Raw genomic sequence first — 2,538 nt, 5'->3', positions numbered from 1 at the left:
CTCAAACAGCCCGCCCATCAACGCACAGATACAGGTCAGAATCAAACTCAGGAAAACTGTGATCTCCCCGCAAACTTCCTTTTCTGTTTCAATGTGCCGTTCTGCCCGGATCAATATACCTCCTTCGACTTGCTGTTGATCTGTTTAAAGATATTTGTAAGAAGCGTATTAATCTGCTTTTTAAAGACAATGACCAGACCGATCAGCACCACCAGAATCAGCACTAACTCAATGACCCCCACACCATCCTCGTCCATCAGAAACGATTTTACTTCTCTTACCAGATACGCTTTATCCATATACTTTTTCTCCTTTCTCCCCATTTTTCAGATCCCAAACGCCAGAAACGCCGGGACTGAAACCATCACCATAATAATCATCAACATCAAAAACAATGGAAGCATCAGCTTTGTGGATGCCTCTTCCCCCCGGCGTCTTGCCAGTGCTTTCTCTTCTTCAAACGCCGACTCCATCTCTGTCTCCAGCGCCTTTCGAAGTCCTTCTGCCCCATTTCTGACATTCTGCTCCAAAAGCCCGGAAAGCTTCCGGTACGGTCTCAAGCGGCAACCCGCACCAAATTCCGCATATGCCTGTAGTTCCGGGACACCGCGCTGCATCCGGTGATATGCCGCTGCCATTTCCCGGTATGCCGCCCGCTCCGTCTGTGTTCCCGCCCGGCATGCCGCCTCGTATTCCAGCACAATCCGCTCCCATGCCCGGCGGACCGGAAGCCCCGCCCCGGAAAATACAGTCAGCTTTGACACAATCTCCGGATAATCTTCCATCAGCTCCCGCTTTTTCTTCTTTTTCGCCTCACTCTCCTTCTGTTTTTCATAAAGAGGAAGCAGAATTGCCGCCGCAATCCCCAGCACCAGAAACAGCAGATATTCCCTGTCTCCGCGCACCCGGTAAGATAAATTCTTCCCCTCATACATCTTTGGCAGAACCAGCTGCCCTTCCGTTCTCTGTGCCTCATCCATCTGCTTTAACAGCCGCTTAAAACCTGCCTCTTTCTCCTGCTGCTTCGTCCGAAGCGGCGGATATAGCGTGACCGGAAACCGGTACTCCCGGCTGAATACCCCCGCCTGCAGGGATGCGGTCAGTTCTGTCTGAATCCCCTTCTCCGGGCATTCTTCATTTAAAACTGTCCCATCCGTCTGAATCCATTCCGCATCCTCCGGTGTCCAGCGGACCCGGATGCCCTCTTCTTCCAGCCAGCCGACGAGATGTAGATCTTCCCTTACCTCCTGCAGGGACAGATTGTTTCCCCGAATTAAATCCGCCAGTTTACCTCCCGCCTCCAGCAATACTTTTTTTGCATCCTCTTCCGCATATTCCCGCTCTCCGAGCGAAATCTCCACCGGAATCTCCTTCTCGCACAGTCCGCGCACCCACACTTCCTGCTGCCGTTTCCCTTCTCCGTATGCATAGCGGTTCAGCCGGTTCCCATCTTCCAGCGCCCCATCCCGTTTTTCCACCAGATATCCCGCAACTGCCAGAATTATCCCCAAAAGGATGCATAAAACCTGCTTTTTCCCCATTTTTCCCATGCTGTTTCACACCTCAATCTGAAGAATTTTCCCCGATACCCTCCATGCCAGCAGATAGACCACCAGACACCCTGTCATCACCACCCGCCCCACCGCTGTCTCATACATCTGTGAGAAAAAGCCCGGCGATGACAAATCCACGTAGAGCACGATCAGGTACGGCATCAGGTTCATAATTCTCTGTTCAAACTGCTTTTCTGCCGTCATCGTGAGAATTTCCTCCCGCACCTGAATGCGATCCGAAATCACGTGAACGACATGGTGAACCACACTTGCCAGCTCGCCCCGGCTCCGTTTGGATACAGTAAAAATAACAGAGAAATTTTCCACCTCATCCAGACCGCTCCTCTTCGCAAAGGAAGAAAGCAGCGCCTCCACGGTCCGGTTCATTTTAAGCTGGCTTGCCAGATATGAAAACTCACGGGTAATCATCCCTTCTTTTCCGTATTGTTCTTCCAGATCGCGCACGCTCGCAATAAACGCATTTTCCACCGAATAGCCTGCAGCCAGCGCCGAAGCCACGATCTGAATCGCTTCCTTAAACTGGAGCCGAAGCTCCTCTTTTCTCCGGCGGCAGAGCTCCCGCCTCTTAAAAAACGGCCGCAGCATCCCCGCCGGAAGCATCAGAACGAACGCCAGAAATGAACGGTAGAATACATATGCCGTCACGGCGCACACCGCTGTTCCCTCCAGAAGGTAACGTATCCACTCCTGCCCCGTCAGGTGGTAAACCCGGTAATCAGAAAGCACTTCCTCCCGTGAATCTGCGCCGCCCTTCAAATCTGCCAACCTGGACAAGTGCTCCTTCCACCTGTCCGGAAGCTGTCTCCCCGCTTTCCTGAAACTGATAGATGGGAGAAAGGCGGATTTCCCCATTTTCATAGCCTATCACCTCCGTGATCTCCAGCACCTTCCGGCTCCGGTCCCGCATCCGCCCGACATGGACCATCAGATCGAGTGCTGAACCGATCTGGCTCCGGACCGCCGC

General features: G+C 52.8%; 4 protein-coding genes (1 of these 4 only partly in view). All 4 read right to left on the bottom strand.

Annotated features, from left to right (window positions below):
* Positions 1–110: 110 nt before the first annotated feature.
* Tightly spaced (at most 27 nt apart), the 4 genes in view from QVO97_RS11250 to QVO97_RS11235 form a layout consistent with a single transcriptional unit that may run on beyond the window.
* A complete protein-coding gene (locus QVO97_RS11250; RefSeq protein ID WP_022360416.1) occupies positions 111–299 on the bottom strand; it encodes a Flp1 family type IVb pilin in 189 nt (62 codons plus the stop codon).
* Between the two features lie 27 nt (positions 300–326).
* Positions 327–1,550, bottom strand: coding sequence for a hypothetical protein (locus QVO97_RS11245; protein WP_022360415.1), 1,224 nt, complete (start codon positions 1,548–1,550; stop codon positions 327–329).
* Positions 1,551–1,556: 6 nt separating this feature from the next.
* Positions 1,557–2,339 carry a type II secretion system F family protein gene (locus QVO97_RS11240; protein WP_243022012.1) on the bottom strand — a complete coding sequence of 261 codons (783 nt, stop codon included), beginning with the start codon at positions 2,337–2,339 and terminating at the stop codon, positions 1,557–1,559.
* Positions 2,290–2,538, bottom strand: partial view of a CpaF family protein gene (locus tag QVO97_RS11235; protein ID WP_369678423.1) — the final stretch only. Its footprint extends 981 nt past the window's final position; only the last 249 of its 1,230 coding nucleotides appear in the window; its start codon lies beyond the right edge, outside the window; the stop codon is at positions 2,290–2,292. Before QVO97_RS11235 ends, QVO97_RS11240 begins: the two co-directional genes overlap by 50 nt.

This window comes from Clostridium sp. CAG:43 (assembly GCF_000434655.1).
GTDB lineage: Bacteria > Bacillota > Clostridia > Lachnospirales > Lachnospiraceae > Otoolea > Otoolea fessa.
Note: the sequence above shows the minus strand (reverse complement) of the source record. Positions and strands in the feature narration are given on the sequence as shown.